Below are 14,656 nucleotides of genomic sequence, written 5' to 3'. Positions count from 1 at the left end.
GTAACAACGAGCTAGGATTATCCAACCTAGCTCACCCCACATAAAGGACTTACACCATGAAAAAATTAGCGACTCTTATTTCTGCTGCTCTTCTTTCTACAACGGTATCTGTGTCTGCACAGGCGCAAGATACAATGGCAATCGTTCTGTCTACATTGAACAACCCATTCTTCGTAACCATGAAAGATGGCGCAGAAACGAAAGCTGAAGAGCTAGGCTACAAGCTTATCGTTCTTGATTCTCAAAACGACCCAAGCAAAGAGCTTTCGAACATTGAAGATCTAACCATTCGTGGTGTTAAAGCAATTCTGATTAACCCAACGGATTCAGACGCTGTGTCTAACGCTATTCGTATTGCTAACCGTTCAAACATCCCAGTATTAACGCTAGACCGTGGTGCAAGCCGTGGTGACGTAGTGAGCCACATTGCTTCTGATAACGTAATCGGTGGTGAAATGGCAGGTCACTACATCATGGAAAAAGTGGGTGAAAAAGCGAAAGTTATCCAACTTGAAGGTATTGCTGGTACTTCTGCAGCTCGTGAACGTGGTGAAGGCTTTATGAACGCAGTAAACGGCAGCGACCTTGAGCTTCTAGCAAGCCAACCTGCTGATTTTGACCGTACTAAAGGTCTGAACGTAATGGAAAACTTGCTTGCAGCTAACCCAGATGTACAAGCGGTATTCGCTCAAAACGATGAAATGGCTCTAGGTGCACTTCGCGCGGTTCAAGCTTCAGGTAAAGACGTAATGATCGTTGGCTTTGACGGCACTGAAGACGGCATCGCTGCGGTTAACCGTGGCCTACTGGGCGCAACGGTTGCACAACAACCTGACCTAATCGGTTCTCTTGGTATCGAAATGGCAGACAAAGTACTGAAAGGCGAAACAGTAGACGAGTACATCCCAGTACCTCTAAAAATTATTGCTAAGTAACCGAACCAGTATTCAAAATCAGTAATCGAAACCCATATCTGTTAATTAAAGCAAGAATGGTTAGTAAATAAAGCGACACACAGGCAGGGGGTTCCCTATTCCCCTGCCTTATTTTCCAAACTCCGATAGTGCATCGCTGTTTCTCATACCGCCGTCTAGCGAGGCGTGCAGTTTTACGCAATAAGAATTTACGTAAGAAGAATTTACGTAACAAGACTGAACGTAATAAGAATTCACGTAATGAGAAAGACCCATGCATTTTCAAATACGATATATCATAAGGCTCGTATCATGACTCAACTGATTGTTTTAGGAAGCGTTAACGCTGACCACGTATTGCAAGTTCCTTCGTTCCCTCGTCCGGGTGAAACCCTGATTGGCGGTAACTATCAGGTCATCCCTGGCGGTAAAGGCGCAAACCAGGCAGTAGCCGCAGCGCGATTAAACGCAGACATCGGCTTTATCGCGTGTGTTGGTGACGACCCATTCGGCATCAATATTCGTCAAGACTTCGCCAAAGATGGCATCAACATCGACGGCGTTATCGTTGCAGACAACACACCTACAGGCATCGCGATGATCCAAGTATCCGCAACAGGTGAAAACAGTATTTGCCTTTCTGCTGAAGCCAACAACAAGCTGACTTGCGATCAAATCGAACCACACCTAGAGAAGATTCGCAGTGCTAAATACTTGCTGACTCAACTTGAAACTCCGATTGAAGGCATTGAATACGCAGCAAAAATAGCCAAAGAGAGTGGCACTCAAGTTATTCTTAACCCGGCCCCTGCTCGTCCACTATCAGATACATTATTGGCTTGCGTTGATGTGATTACACCAAACGAAACCGAAGCAGAAGTGCTGACAGGCATTACCGTTACTGACAACGCATCTGCTCATCAAGCTGCGTTGGCTCTGCATGCTAAAGGCATCGAAACGGTGATGATCACACTAGGCGCTAAAGGCGTTTGGGTTAGTCATGGAGGTCAAGGTGATGAAGCTAGTAAAGGTGAATTAATTGCAGGTTTCCGCGTTGAAGCGACTGATACAACCGCAGCAGGCGATACCTTCAATGGCGCATTAGTCACTGGCCTGCTTGAAGACATGCCACTCGAGCGCGCAATTAAGTTTGCTCACGCTGCCGCAGCTATTTCAGTGACTCGCTTTGGTGCTCAAACGTCGATTCCAAGCCGTGCTGAAACCGATGCATTTTTATTAGAGCAACTGTCTGCTTAGTTGATACCTATTTGAAGGCTTAACTTCTGCGCTAAACCGTAGTTAACGGATGTTAACCTTCAAATTCGGCAACAACAAATAACAAGCATAAGCCCCTGTTTTCAGGCAAAATATCGCCCAACGTGGAAAAGTAATTCCCACAAGGATTTTATATGGCAACAATGAAAGACGTCGCACGGCTAGCAAAGGTTTCAACGTCTACCGTGAGCCACGTGATCAACAAATCACGCTTTGTCAGTGAAGAGATCGCTGAGCGTGTTAACAGTGCGGCTAAAGAACTCAACTATGCACCGTCTGCATTAGCTCGCAGCTTAAAAATGAAGCAAACCAAAACCTTGGGCATGCTAGTTACCACCTCTACCAACCCATTCTTTGGTGAAGTAGTGAAAGGTGTTGAGCGTCGTTGCTACGAAAAAGGCTACAACCTCATCCTGTGCAACACCGAAGGCGATAGCGAACGCATGAAATCGTCTATCGATACTTTGCTACAAAAGCGTGTCGATGGCTTAATGCTGATGTGCTCAACCCTTGAAGGGCAGCATATCGACGTGTTCGATCGCTACCCAGAGTTGCCTGTCGTGGTAATGGACTGGGGCCCAATGTTGTTCGCGAGTGATAAGATCCAAGACAACTCGCATCAAGGTGGCTACATGGCGACCAAACACTTGATCGATAATGGCCACTCGGATATTGGCTGTATTACTGGCCCACTGCATCGCAACCAAGCTTCGTCTCGCTATCAAGGCTATAAGCAAGCAATGGAAGAAGCGAACTTGGAGATCAATCCTAAATGGATTGTCGAGTCAAACTTCGAATGCGATGGAGGCTTTGATTCTTACCAATCATTAAAAGCCCGTGGTCAAATGCCTTCGGCCTTGTTTGTCAGTAACGACATGATGGCGATGGGTGTGATTCACGCTGCAGCTCAAGATGGCACATTGATTCCAAATGACCTGTCTATCATTGGCTACGATGATATTCACTTGTCTAAGTACATGACACCCGCGTTAAGCACGGTCCACCAGCCAAAACACCGTTTAGGCAAAGCGGCCGTCGATACCTTGTTAAGCCGACTACAAACGCCAGACGCCCACCCGCAAGTCGTTGAACTTGAACCGACTCTTGTCGAGCGAAACAGCGTAAAAGCGATTTAGTGTGCAACCTGCCCATAACACGGTTAAAAGCTAGCCTATTCAGCTAGCTTTTTGGCATTTGGCACATAGCGGCTGCACTTACTCCTCCTCCAAAGCCCTTAATATACAAAACCCACACGTTAAAAATATGCACTTATGCACTCAGCAACTATTTACTCACTTGACCACTCATTGTCATCTACACTAACAGTGGAATGACATCGACATGGAGAGCGCTGTTTTATGATCGCGGGTTGGTTTGACAATATATCCCTACAGAGAAAGCTGTTAGTGAGCTTTTTTATTCCTATCGCTTTAATGCTCATCGTTGCTTTTTCTGTTCATGAAAACACCCGAAACATTGTGAAAGACAATAATTGGGTAGTTCATACACACAAAGCCATAGCTCGGGCTCAAGAACTTCTCAGCTTAACAGTAAACATGGAAACGGCTCAGCGTGGTTATCTGATCACTGGTGACCTCGTTTTTTTAGAGCCTTACAACTTAGCGCTTGATGTATGGCCCCAAAAAGTCCAAACCCTTACGGACCAAGTGAGTGATAACCCACTTCAAGTAGAACGCCTTAATCGAATTAATGATATCCACAACACATGGCTAAAAGAGTCAGGTGAAAGAGATATCATGCAGCGCAACCTTGTGAATAGAGGTGAAGCTGAAATGCAAAGTGTTGTCTATCTCACTCAGCAGCAAACCGGTAAAAAACTGATTGATAAGATCCGTCAAGAAATTGCCCAATTCATTGAAATTGAACAATCTCTTATCAGAATCAGAGCCGACAAGTCAGAAAGTTCCGCGAATCAAACAAGTTATGTACTCATTCTCGGTACACTATTTTCAGTGTTTATCTCGCTGCTCGTCGCTACGTGGTCATCAAAACGAATTAAACGACGATTACACACTCTACTCCAAGCAGCGAACCAAGTTGCCGCAGGTCATTTGAATCAAGGAGCTGCGACTCTCGAACTTGGTTCAAATACAGACACCCAAGACGAAGTGGCTCATCTCACACAAAGCTTTCAAAAAATGACAACAAACCTCGTCAAAAATGACAATGAAATGCGAGTAAAAAATCAGGAGTTAGTCGAAGAACGAACCAAAGCAGAAGCAGCGGTAAAAGCTAAGGGCGAGTTTCTATCCACCATGAGTCACGAGATTCGAACGCCAATGAATGGAGTGCTTGGTATCTCTCAAATCATTGCAAGCCAAACCCAAGAACCTGAAACAAAAGAGAACATTAATCTCATTCTCGATTCTGGTCATCATTTAATGACGATACTTAACGACATATTAGACTTCTCGAAAGTGGAAGAAAATAAGCTTGAGTTAGACTTTGCACCGTTTAATTTTATCCAAGTAATACAACCTGTTCGTAGCGCGCTAAAACCCTTGGCCGATGAGAAAGGCATTCGCTTGATAATCGAAAATAACATACCCAAGAACATCCAACTGATCGGGGACTGTGCAAGATTACGTCAGATCATGTTCAACTTGGGTGGCAATGCGACCAAGTTCACCAAAGAAGGACACGTCGTCATTCAAGCCGAACTCAACCGATCAAACAATCAACTCACTCTCACAGTAACAGACACGGGTATTGGCATTCCAAAGGACAAGCACGAGCAAGTCTTTAATTCGTTTGAACAAGCTGACACTTCAACCACAAGAAAATTTGGCGGGACAGGGCTTGGCCCAGCAATCGTTAAGAATCTAGTCAACCTAATGAATGGTGAAATAACACTCACGAGCGCTGTTGGGCTTGGCACAAAGTTTCAAGTTTCTCTCCCTATCGCTTGGCAAGAAGGAAAAACAGAGGATGTCGTCACACCAATAACCAACACAGAAAATCTGACTTGCGACTCCTTGAGCATTCTATTGGTGGAAGACAATCGTATTAATGCGATCGTTGCACAAGGGTTCTGTGAAAAGCTTGGCCATCATGTTGAGCATGCAGAGAATGGAAAACTAGCAATTGAGCGCCTCAAAACCACTCAGTATGATCTTATTTTGATGGACAATCACATGCCTGAAATGAATGGGGTCGAGACAACACAATACATTCGCGAGAAGCTAAAACTCAGAACCTTAATATTCGCCTACACCGCCGATGTGTTTCGCGAAGCACATGACAACTTTATTCATGCAGGTGTCGACCATGTTCTGACCAAACCTCTACAACAAGAGAGCTTCTTTGACGCTCTACAACAATTTTCGAGCAGGCTGCCTAAGCAAACAGATACCGCCGAAGGCCTGAGCCATAGCGAAAACATCATCGAACTTCACCGCAAGCCCATTGAGACGTTAAGGTTAACAGAAGAAGAGTTAAGCCATTCAGAAGTGATACACATACTTAAAGATGACGCAGAAGGCTTCAGTTTGCTTATCGATTCAACCATTATTGAGTTCGAACAGTCTGTTGATCGAGTCATCGAATACTACCTAACGAAGGAGTTGGAGCCACTAAGTCGCACTTTGCACTCCATCAAAGGCATGTCCCTAAACTTAGGTCTTAACATGCTTTCTAAGCAGGCATTAGAGCTAGAAGTGCAAGCAAAAGACCAACAACTGCCTGATATTGAACTGCTGCAAAAGCTGCTCAATCGACTCATGGTCAACATTCATCAAGCTCAGCGGATGAAAACTGCCAATTCATTCGAGCGTCTGAATCAAATGAATGATAAAACTTAAAAATTTCACGCCTAAACCAAAGCGCAGGTTTAATCACCTTGCGCTTCTCGATCTTATGTCGTTCAGCTAATCATTTCTAATGATTCAACACTGAAGCTATCTGCTGCATTTCGTCTAACACATCAACTCCGTTGTATTGAGGCGCGATAGACAGATCTTGAATCTCTATCGTTTCAACAGACTGATGCTCACTAAGTTGAAGCACTAACTCTCCCTTAGGTGAATAAGTTCTGCTACTACCGCAATACGTTGCGGTAAAGGCATCTACCACATCTTGCCCAACACGATTACAAGTGACGATATGGCACCCTTCTTCCAAAGCTCTTGCTTGGGCAATGGCAAAGCTATGATGACCACCAAAATTCGCGGGATGGAGAATAACGTCGACCGACTGATACGCCCTCATGATCTCTGGGAACCAGATATCAAAGCAAATCGCGACGCCGAACTTCAAACCTTTGTGTTCAAAAGTAAGAAGTTCACTTCCTCTAGAAAAATATTCTTTGTCGAATTTCGTTTGGCTGATCTTTCTGTATTGATGACGTAAACCGGAAGCATCTACAACCACAACGCTATTGTAATATTGACTTTGGTCTTTCTCTGCAATACCAGCAACAATCAGGGTTTGGTGTTTCGCTGCAAGCAGAGTTAACGAATCAATTGTCGGGCTGTTATTGAAGTCTTCGCTAAGTTCATGAATTTCTGCGGCATCGTTAAAAATGTACCCAGTAGTGAACAGCTCAGGCAATAAAGTAATATCCCCTACTGTCGTCTCGGCTTCTAAAAGCTCAGAGACCAACGCAATGTTCTTTGGTTTGTTTTTATATTCAACTTCAAGCTGAATGAGGGTAATGCTGACATTATTCACAATTGAATCCTTACTGAGTAACACTTCAGCTTGATACTAAGAACGACAGACTAAGGCAATCCCCTATCGCTTTGTTATTCGCACATCAAAGGTTGAAGCGAGTGCACACTCTCATAAGCACTCAGTTCATCGACTTCAGCAGCTTGGGCTCAGGTAAAACAGGAGGTGTGCTGTCCATGTAGGTTAAGAAGTTCTCCCACACCTCATGCGTTCTTTGTTTAGTCAGCTTCGTTTTGCAAGAAAGCGCCATAAGGCCTCGAATTGAACCGTCACGCCACTGGGTATACACCGAGTCACAATGTGCTGTCATGTAAGCTTGCCAGCTCTCCTGAGCCACCTTCATTGAGCTCACCAACTCTTCATCATAAGCATTGTGCTCAAAGCTCGCGTTAAGGTATTTATCGAGTTCCGCTTGGGCAGATTCCAACTCAATTGCGGCACATTGATTGATCTCGATGGTATTCATTGCATTTTCGCAATCGACTACAGCATCAACAGCATCATCGGATGCAGATACAGATGCGCTCAATGACAAACAGGCTAATAAGCCGATAGATAATAACTTTTTCATTTTCTTCTCCAAAATCGGCAAACGCATATAGGGACTTATAAATGCCGCGCATTACGAATCTTAGTTAAGTAGGTGGCAAATTTCTGATAAGTACGTTTAGGGTTATGCAAAAGAATAACAAAAGCATACAACCAAATCAGAAGAAACATTGAAAACAAACCTGACTGAAAACCACTCAAGTACACCTCGGGGAGTAAATCGATTACCTTTTGATAGTTCTCAATGGGAATGGTGGCTTTATTACTAATCAACTCATACGTTAAGCTTATTGGTTCCACGAAGCTCCAAACTAAAAACCACGACATGCTAGCAACAGGCACTAAACTCAGTAACGGCTTAAGTTGCTTAACTGGAACAATAAAATACAAAAGCATAATCAAATACAGAGCGGCCAAAAACAAAGTCCATGCGTTGATACTGACTTCAAAAATCCAATAACGCTCGTCTATATACATTATTAATACTACCGCCCCCAACACACTAAGGGATAATAATTTCCCCGCGTCTCTCGTTTTAGAACACCTGATCAGTACATACCCAATCACAAGAAGAAAACATGAAACCCAAGCTAACACCTCTGGTGTGGTATCTAAAAAACGAGGCGCGGCTGTATTAGTTAAAATCAGAATTGCGTAGGTAGGAGCAATCATCAGATACGCAATTAAAACACGTAATAATATCCATATTAACTTTATTGTCATTACCATCTAGCCTACTTGATTCACGTTATTACAAAAGTACAGATCAGAACCTGATGATAAAAACATACAGTAATGCGCTCCATCAAAAGTCTAAAATACTGAACAAAAAAACGTCACATTTAACGCTAAAGGTATCTGTAACGTTATGATTTTTATAGTACGACCATAAAACACTCAGTTTCAATAAATAACTCATGATTTCATTCACAATATTTATGCATAGGCTTGCGTTATTATCGTTAAATTTATAAATTAAATCGAATGCTCACTTAGATCGGTAGTCTTCTTCCAATTATGGATATCAATTACCCGAATATTGCTAAAACATCGCTATGCTTCGTCGTTTCTTTTTGTATATCAATGGCAATGCTCATTCCGTTTACGCCTTTTCATTACCAGACGCTGACTGAAGACTCATCCAAACAACTAGAGCAAAAACTGAGGCACATTCAATCTCAATTCGATTACTTTTTGACTGAAGTTGAGCATGGGCAATCATGCGAGTCCGTGGTTACTCAGCTTAGACAAACGGTTTTTGATACCGACTGGATTAAAGAAGCAGCGCTATTTAATAAAAATGACCGATTTTATTGTTCAACAACAAAAGGTAACGTGTCGTTCCGCGTCTTTAAATCCATCAGAGAGCGCTTGAATTCCGACCCAAACATGACCACGTTGTCTTATACCAATGCTGCGATCACTAAAGTCAATTCCATCATGCTCATTTCTTCTAACGAAGATAATGCAGGAATTAGCTTAATGATCCCTCCTCATTTCTTGTACGACATAGTAAATCGAAACCTTTCCAATTTTGGTATCGAATCAGAAGTGAAAGTAATTGATAAAAATATATCCTCACCAAACGAAAGGGTATATTTAAAGAAAATAGTCATTGATTCTGATAAATACCCACTAACCGTTACCTCATATATCGGATATCAATATTACTTTGATTACCTCTTACGTTACTCTTGGTTCGGTTTTCTATTTGCAGGAATCGCGACAATTATCGCCGTGTCGATCAGGCACAATAAACAAAACCACAGAAGCTTAGAGTCTTCATTATCTGACGCACTAAGAAACGATCACTTACATGTCCACTTGCAGCCAATCGTTAACCATAATACTCATGAAATAGTCGGCTGTGAGTCACTATTAAGGTGGCATGACCCAGTTGAAGGTAACGTCTCTCCCGCTATATTCATCCCTCTTGCAGAAAGCTTAGGATTAATAGAAGACCTCACGTACTTCGTCTTACGTGAAGTATTAGCCATGCTCACCAACAACCAGCACCTATTTCAATCAAGATATGTCAGCGTCAACATAAGCCGGAATGTGCTCTCAAATAGCAACTTTGCGAGCAAGGTGAGTCATATATACAAGAAGAACCCAGACATTCTCAAGCAGGTGGTCTTTGAAGTAACCGAGGATGGTGAATGTTCTGATGCCGATATGCTCAAGATTAAAGACAACCTGACCAAGCTATCGAACATGGGCGTAAGAGTCGCAATTGATGATTTTGGGACGGGCTATGCAGGCTTAGACTTTGTAAGACAATTCCCATTTAGTATTCTAAAAATCGATCGTGTATTCGTGCAAAACATATCCGACGAATCAAGCTTTGGTATCCCTCTGCTAGAGTCCATGCTTCAGCTATCTCAAACCTTAGGCATGCAAGTTATTGTCGAAGGCGTTGAGTATGAATCACAAGTAAAAATCTTGTCTAAGCTAGGTGTCGACTATATCCAAGGCTTCTATTTTTATAAGCCAATGCCAATAAGCTTAACCATCAGCTTACTCAAGCAACAGCACCTTAAGTCCGATAACGTTGAAGCGCAAACCGACCAGACATTCCCTGTTACATAAGGCACTCAAAAACAACGAAAGAAAATGTGAAAACGATGGGTCTCCTTGGAGGGACATTTAATTCATCGCATCGTTGAGTGCATAAAAGGAATATCATGGAAAAGAAACTTCAAACGAAATTGGCGACGAGCCTACTGCTGCTCAGAGTTGGCATTTTTATCGTCTTCTTGTTCTGGGGCTTGGATAAGATACTAGTACCAGAGCACGCTACAAAGGTGCTGTCTGGCTTTTACGGCATCGACATTTCGGACAACGCAATAATGGCTATGGGTGTCGCTCAACTCGGCTTTTTAGGCGCATTCGTTGTAGGCATGTGGAAAAAGTACACCTACGGTGCCATTTTGGTCCTACACGCAGGTTCAACTTTCGCCTCTTTTGGCAAATACATGGACCCGTTCAATAACCTACTGTTTTTTGCCTCTTGGCCAATGCTCGCAGCCTGTATCGCACTCTTCTTACTGCGCGACTACGACACTTACAGCGTTGCCAACTAACACAAAGGGCGCCGTTATTGGCGCCCTATTTCAATTACTAGATGAAAACAACTAACTCAACACCAAAGAAATGCCAAGTGTCGGTTTTTACTCTTGAATGCTTGTTATGTTCTCAACTTTACCGCAGTTCCGAAAGCCATGATTTCAGACGAGCCGTCCATTATTGCACTAGTAGAGAAGCGAATGCCCACAATTGCATCAGCACCTAAGTCAGTCGCTTCAGACACTAAACGTTGAATAGCCGTATCCCTAGCCTCTGAAAGCATTTCGGTATAGCCTTTTAGTTCACCACCAACAAGGCTTTTAAAACCAGCCATAATGTCTCGACCAACATGTTTGGTTTGAACAACATTTCCAGTTACAACACCCAAAATCGCCTCAATCTCACGGTTTGGAACACTTTCTGTAGTAGTAAAAATCATAATTTTCCCTTTAGAAGATAACGAATGATATGGGTTCCTCCTACCGAGGATCTGCCACACTTATGTGGTGCTTAATCACACCGGACACACCATGTCTACTTGAATTACTAATTAGGTTGTTGGTATCGCTCGCTTAATAGCTTCAGCTAGCCCATCGGCGTTTTCCCACGCCATTGAATGCCCAGCATCAGAAACAACGGTGATCACTATACCGTGGTTACTCAGTTCTTCGGTATCGCTGTTTGGCAAAGATTCACTACCAAATAGGTAGGTTCTGTTTACGTTCAGAGAATACAACCTATCACGCCAACTCGGGCGCTGCCCTTCTATCAAGGACACGGCTTGCCTGTGCATACCTATCGCTGAATTCACGGCTAAACTGGCAGCCCATTGAGTATTTTGGTTATCGATGCTGTGTTGCACTATCTGGGCGTGACCGTGATTGGCATATTCAAGCTCGGTGTAGCTCGCAATCTTCTTGCTAAAGAACCCGCCACCTGAATCAAGGTTAGCCTCACTCAACACCAAAGCCTGTAGTTGTGGTTGAACTTTTTCAGCCAACACAACCGACACAGCGCCACCCATGCTGTGACCATAGATAACAAACTTATCCAAACCCAAAGATTGAATAAACGCCTCAAGATAAGCCGCGTGGCTACCGATGGAGTAATCGAAATCCTCAGGTTTATCACTAAACCCAGAACCTAATAAATCAACAAGAATGCGTCGATGAGGAAGCAACCAATCACTAGACGCAACGGCCGGATAATCAAACGAGGAAGCACAGCCAATACCGTGTATAAAAATAATAGGCACTTCCGAACCGGGAAGATCATGATACCTGAGTATCGCGTTGCTCACCTTAACCTTAAACTCTTTCATTTATTCCTCTGAAACCAACTGAACACAACACTGAACTTATGCATGGTTAAAATGCCAAGCGTGTAGAATCATTACCTAAGCATTGTTATTTTTTCTCAACAGCCTTGGTCGCTAAAACAGCTAAACCACCTAAAGCTAAGGCACCACCAAGGAACTTAGCAAACTTAGGATTTTCAGAGCATAAGCCAACTAAACTTGCGCCTAAAACAGCACCTGTCGCGCCCGCGACAACTTGGGTCGAAGACATTTTTAACCCCGTAGCCCATTTAGCAAAATGCTCACAATTTCTGTCAGTCAAAGAATATTTCCACTTTCCAATTTGAGAACGTGCCACTTCAAGTACCTCTGGCACAGGTCGGTCGTATGTAACTTCCATTAAGTAAGTATGCTCACCCTTAGTGACTATATCCCAGCTTTCTTCTTGGACTGTGCCGTTTCGCTGAGTTGCAGAAATGAGCATAGGCAGCCCCTTCTCACATAGTACGTCCGAGACCAAAGACCAGTGCTGATAAACACCAAAGTTACTGACAACAATATCGCCAGCATTCAGGTTTTTAATTGACATGTGTATCCCTACATCTAGTTGATGGTATCGATATGTAGGCATGTTTTTTAAATTTCAAGTGGTTGCATATCCCAATACTTTATAAAAATAGCAACAACCCACATCAGCTCTACTAAAACCGCCTTAAACACTAGGCACTGCGGCCGTACCAACATTTCTAGCTTGACGCTTTACTTCAGGCTGGCTTGAATGATTAACAACTCAATGTCATTTTTTGACGTATTAGCCAAGCCATGGGTACCAAAACGTTTATTTACTATCATGTCTCCCGCTGTCACTTTTGTCTCGACACCTTCAATGATCATCGTGCCTTCACCTTTCAGAATAATATACATTTCTTCATCGTCTCCATGAGAATGCTCCCCCATAGAGCTTCCCGATGGTATGACAACACGGATGGCAAAATCCCAAGCACCATCAAAGTCTTTACGCCTGAACGCACGATAGATGTCTATCGACCCCTCTCCATCATGACTGCTTTCATCTGTTTCTTTATCGCAAGTATAAAAATTACGTATCATAACTCTCTGTATCTCTCTGACTAGTTTCCGCTATTCTGTTAAACAATAAAACGCTACGGTAAGAAGTGGCACTGCATGGTTGAATGCCACGTGTTTAGAATCACTCTAAGCCGTTGTTAGCTCTGTAATCCTGAGTCTTACAGGTTTACTTTTAGCGCGCCTGATGAATCCGCGATTAGGTTTGATAGTCTGGAAAACAATGAATGAGTTCACACCAAAGTCTTCGGTTTTTCTCCGAGGTGTTGAGTGAACCTTAACAAATAACCATCCGGATCTTGGAGAAGAAGCTCACGCTCCCCAGACAACTTTTCACCAATGTCATACCAAGTTTCTTTCATCTCACGAAACAGGGACACTTTGTGGGTTTGGAGACGTTTTACTAGAGGTTCTAAGTCACTTAATTCAATCTGAAAGTTCACACCTCGCCCCAAGGGAACCTCAAGCTCACCAGTAATCCATCTTTCATCACTGATTTGCTCTAACATCATCTGCACATGCTCTTGTTCGAGATACACAAAATCAGGGTTTTCACGCCTTATGCGAATAGAAAAACCAAGTACATCAACATAAAAGGCAAGCGATCGCTCAAAGTTGCTAACGGATAGTTCAGGAACCATCGGATTCCAATAATTTTCCATACTTACTTCCTTATATTAAGGCTCTTGTTGACTGAGTTTTTTCAGAAAGCCTTGCTTAACCTCTGGCCACTCCGAGTCAATAATTGAATACACAACCGTATCTCTTACCGAGCCATCCTTTAAGATTTGATGATTACGCAAGATACCGTCGAGGTTTGCACCAAGCCCTTCAATCGCTCTTCGAGAGACGGCATTCCCAATATGAGTGCGAAACTCGACTGCAATGGCTTCATAGCGCTCAAATATTTGTTTTAGAAGAAGGTATTTACACTCTTTATTTATCAGTGTTCCCCTAGCCACATTTGAATACCAGGTATAACCAATCAAAGCAGGTCTATTTGGTCTATCAACGCCATAGTAACGGGTAGTCCCTACTACTTGATTGGTGGTTTTAGCTCGCACGGCATAAGTTATATTACCTAGATGCATTTGAGCGATAGCATCAACAACGTATTGCTCCATTTTTTCTGGGCTCGGTACATTAGCGAACCATAGCTTCCAATGCTCTCCATCTTTCACGGCCTCGATTAATTCAGATACATGCCCCATAGTAAGAGGCTCAAGAGCAACATGCTCACCTTCAATCAGGCTCTGTTCTATCCACATAACTCTCAATTTTCCTTTTATCGCCAACGCGGTGTTAAGTGTTGTGTAACGTTTGCCATTTCACCAAAATGCAAGGCGTAACGTATTCGTCTGGCAAATCTTTGGCTATAGCGCTTTTGTGAATATCAAGAAGATATACCTCAAAGAGCAAACTCCGAATTACAAACTTTGAAAACATTGACCAAAGGCTCTTCCCAGCCGAGACAAACTCTAAGCTGATCAACGATTGGTTTCACTTGGCTCTTTGCCACGTTGATTTCAACTTTTAATAACGGGTAGTTTTCGACTTTCCCGTTGCACCCAAACACAGGCGCAGAGCCATCAAGAGCTCGGTGAGAACCGATAACAGAACCAATAGCCCAACAGTGATCATAGTTTCCAATTCTATCGACACCCGACTCATGTAAGGTGCTCAAAACTAGATCTTGTTGCTCAGACGTACAAAAAACCTCTAGTTTATACATCTAATTTAAACCCCTAAATGCCAAGCATTACGAATCATTTTAACTGCT

Annotated in this window: 16 protein-coding genes; 6 read left to right on the top strand and 10 right to left on the bottom strand. The window is 43.0% G+C overall.

Annotated elements, in window-relative coordinates:
- Positions 1–56: 56 nt before the first annotated feature.
- From rbsB to BCU75_RS04890, 4 genes are all read left to right on the top strand, one after another.
- Positions 57–935 (top strand): ribose ABC transporter substrate-binding protein RbsB, encoded by an 879-nt coding sequence (gene rbsB / locus BCU75_RS04905; protein ID WP_076673513.1) that lies wholly within the window; start codon positions 57–59, stop codon positions 933–935.
- A 291-nt stretch (positions 936–1,226) separates the two neighbouring features.
- Positions 1,227–2,171: a ribokinase gene (gene rbsK / locus BCU75_RS04900; protein WP_076673510.1), complete on the top strand. Its 945-nt coding sequence runs from the start codon at positions 1,227–1,229 to the stop codon at positions 2,169–2,171.
- Between the two features lie 152 nt (positions 2,172–2,323).
- Complete coding sequence (locus BCU75_RS04895; protein WP_076673507.1) at positions 2,324–3,325, top strand: substrate-binding domain-containing protein; 1,002 nt, start codon at positions 2,324–2,326, stop codon at positions 3,323–3,325.
- Between the two features lie 222 nt (positions 3,326–3,547).
- Positions 3,548–6,010: a CHASE3 domain-containing protein gene (locus tag BCU75_RS04890; RefSeq protein WP_102473094.1), complete on the top strand. Its 2,463-nt coding sequence runs from the start codon at positions 3,548–3,550 to the stop codon at positions 6,008–6,010.
- Positions 6,011–6,086: 76 nt separating this feature from the next.
- Here BCU75_RS04890 and BCU75_RS04885 read toward each other — a convergent pair whose 3' ends face one another.
- The 3 genes from BCU75_RS04885 to BCU75_RS04875 form a co-directional block, all read right to left on the bottom strand.
- Positions 6,087–6,878, bottom strand: coding sequence for a carbon-nitrogen hydrolase family protein (locus tag BCU75_RS04885; RefSeq protein WP_076673504.1), 792 nt, complete (start codon positions 6,876–6,878; stop codon positions 6,087–6,089).
- Between the two features lie 121 nt (positions 6,879–6,999).
- A complete protein-coding gene (locus BCU75_RS04880; RefSeq protein WP_102473093.1) occupies positions 7,000–7,449 on the bottom strand; it encodes a lysozyme inhibitor LprI family protein in 450 nt (149 codons plus the stop codon).
- 35 nt (positions 7,450–7,484) lie between these two features.
- The gene (locus BCU75_RS04875) at positions 7,485–8,135 is read right to left on the bottom strand and encodes a hypothetical protein (protein WP_102473276.1); all 651 of its coding nucleotides are present in this window, start codon (positions 8,133–8,135) and stop codon (positions 7,485–7,487) included.
- A gap of 309 nt (positions 8,136–8,444) precedes the next feature.
- Between BCU75_RS04875 and BCU75_RS04870 the strand changes: the two genes are divergently transcribed.
- Both BCU75_RS04870 and BCU75_RS04865 read left to right on the top strand, forming a co-directional pair.
- Positions 8,445–10,016, top strand: a complete 1,572-nt coding sequence (locus BCU75_RS04870) for an EAL domain-containing protein (protein WP_102473092.1) — start codon at positions 8,445–8,447, stop codon at positions 10,014–10,016.
- Positions 10,017–10,111: 95 nt separating this feature from the next.
- The gene (locus BCU75_RS04865) at positions 10,112–10,510 is read left to right on the top strand and encodes a hypothetical protein (RefSeq protein WP_076673496.1); all 399 of its coding nucleotides are present in this window, start codon (positions 10,112–10,114) and stop codon (positions 10,508–10,510) included.
- Positions 10,511–10,614: 104 nt separating this feature from the next.
- On the opposite strand, the gene BCU75_RS04860 is transcribed toward BCU75_RS04865, so the two are convergent.
- The 7 genes from BCU75_RS04860 to BCU75_RS04830 form a co-directional block, all read right to left on the bottom strand.
- Positions 10,615–10,932, bottom strand: coding sequence for a heavy metal-binding domain-containing protein (locus tag BCU75_RS04860; RefSeq protein WP_102473091.1), 318 nt, complete (start codon positions 10,930–10,932; stop codon positions 10,615–10,617).
- A 111-nt stretch (positions 10,933–11,043) separates the two neighbouring features.
- Entirely contained in the window at positions 11,044–11,814 is a 771-nt protein-coding gene (locus BCU75_RS04855) for an alpha/beta fold hydrolase (protein ID WP_102473090.1), read from the bottom strand.
- 85 nt (positions 11,815–11,899) lie between these two features.
- Positions 11,900–12,379 (bottom strand): lecithin retinol acyltransferase family protein, encoded by a 480-nt coding sequence (locus BCU75_RS04850; protein ID WP_102473089.1) that lies wholly within the window; start codon positions 12,377–12,379, stop codon positions 11,900–11,902.
- 170 nt (positions 12,380–12,549) lie between these two features.
- Entirely contained in the window at positions 12,550–12,900 is a 351-nt protein-coding gene (locus tag BCU75_RS04845; RefSeq protein WP_076673486.1) for a cupin domain-containing protein, read from the bottom strand.
- A gap of 209 nt (positions 12,901–13,109) precedes the next feature.
- Positions 13,110–13,538: a bleomycin resistance protein gene (locus BCU75_RS04840; RefSeq protein WP_102473088.1), complete on the bottom strand. Its 429-nt coding sequence runs from the start codon at positions 13,536–13,538 to the stop codon at positions 13,110–13,112.
- Positions 13,539–13,553: 15 nt separating this feature from the next.
- The gene (locus BCU75_RS04835; protein ID WP_102473087.1) at positions 13,554–14,144 is read right to left on the bottom strand and encodes a GNAT family N-acetyltransferase; all 591 of its coding nucleotides are present in this window, start codon (positions 14,142–14,144) and stop codon (positions 13,554–13,556) included.
- Positions 14,145–14,284: 140 nt separating this feature from the next.
- Positions 14,285–14,608 (bottom strand): hypothetical protein, encoded by a 324-nt coding sequence (locus BCU75_RS04830; RefSeq protein WP_076673478.1) that lies wholly within the window; start codon positions 14,606–14,608, stop codon positions 14,285–14,287.
- Between the last annotated feature and the right edge of the window lie 48 nt (positions 14,609–14,656).

It is taken from the genome of Vibrio splendidus (assembly GCF_002873455.1).
Taxonomy (GTDB): domain Bacteria; phylum Pseudomonadota; class Gammaproteobacteria; order Enterobacterales; family Vibrionaceae; genus Vibrio; species Vibrio splendidus_J.
The sequence above is the reverse complement of the archived record's forward strand: the minus strand, read 5'-3'. Positions and strand labels throughout refer to the sequence as shown.